The sequence below is a fragment of the uncultured Amaricoccus sp. genome, from assembly GCF_937858865.1.
Taxonomy (GTDB): Bacteria; Pseudomonadota; Alphaproteobacteria; order Rhodobacterales; family Rhodobacteraceae; genus Amaricoccus.
In genome coordinates this window covers 1-1,351 of sequence record NZ_CALLYO010000434.1, presented here as the reverse complement: position 1 = coordinate 1,351, position 1,351 = coordinate 1, and the positions used below count along the sequence as shown (strand labels likewise).

Below are 1,351 nucleotides of genomic sequence, written 5' to 3'. Positions count from 1 at the left end.
GGGACCGGAGGCTCGCGATGTGCGAAGGTGGGATGCCGCGGCCCTGACGAGGAGAAACGCCCATGCCCGAGCCGGCCCCCCTGAGCACCCCGATCACCTGGACCTCCGACGACCCGCATCTCTCCGGCAACTTCGCGCCGATCGGCACCGAGATCGACGCGCGCGACCTGCCGGTGATCGCCGGCCGCATCCCGGACGGCCTCAAGGGCGCCTACATGCGCAACGGCCCGAACCCGCGCTTTCAGCCGGTCTCCTACACCTATCCCCTCGAAGGCGACGGCATGGTGCACGCGGTCTGGTTCGACAACGGCCGCGCCTGCTACTCCAACCGCTTCGTCCGGACCGCGAGCTTCGAGCTGGAGGACCGCGCCGGCCACACGGTCTATGGCGGCGTGATGAACCCGACGCCGGCCGACCCGAAGGCGCTCGGGTCCGCCGACCCGCGCAGGCAGGGCGCCTTCATCGGCGTGCTGCGCCACGGCGACCACCTGCTCGCTCTCGGCGAGGTCGAGCCGGCGTGGGAGCTGAGCCCCGACCTCGGCACCCTCGGCCCCTGGACCGCCGGCACCGACCGTCCCATCGAGCTCGGCGCCCACAACCGGGTGCATCCGGTGACCGGCGACCTCTTCGCCCTCGCCTACGACCCGATGCACCCCACCGTCACCATCCACCACGTCGACCGCGCCGGCCGGCTGAAGCGGAGCTTCCCGGTCGCGCTGGCGGCGCCGAGCATGATCCACGACTTCGTGCTGACCGAGCGCCACCTCGTGCTCCTGATCGGCCCCGCGGTCTTCGACATGGCCGCCGCCGCGAAGGGCGAGTCCTTCCTGCAATGGCGCCCCGCGCTCGGCACCCGGATCGGCGTCATGGACCTCGACGGCACCGACGTCCGCTGGATCGAAACCGAGGCGTGCTTCGTCTTCCACTTCGCCAACGGCTTCGAGCGGGGCAGCGAGATCGTCATCGACTATGTCCGCCACGGCGCCCTGCACATCGGCTACGGCGACGGCGGCAATCACGTCCCCCCACGGCTCCACCGGCTCGTCCTCGACCCCGTCGCCGGCCGGCTGACCGACGCGGCGCTCTTCGACGCCCCGGTCGAGTTCCCGCGCATCGACGACCGTCGCGTCGCCCGCGCCAGCCGGCACGTCTACGTGCCGACCCTGACCGACAGCCTGACGATCGCCAACCCGGCCTCGGCAACCTTCAACTGCCTGCTGAAGGTCGATACCGGGACCGGCACCATCACCCGCCACGACTTCGGCAACCGCATCGCCGGCGAGGCGGTGTTCATCCCGGGCGGCGAGGGCGACGACGCGGGCTGGCTCGCGACCTACCTCTACGATCCGGC

At 71.6% G+C, this 1,351-nt stretch carries 1 protein-coding gene; it reads left to right on the top strand.

The genetic code is table 11. From position 1 onward, the window contains the following. Window positions 1-62: 62 nt before the first annotated feature. Window positions 63-1,351: carotenoid oxygenase family protein (locus Q0112_RS12890; RefSeq protein WP_297975916.1), on the top strand; the 1,289-nt coding region annotated here is incomplete at its 3' end.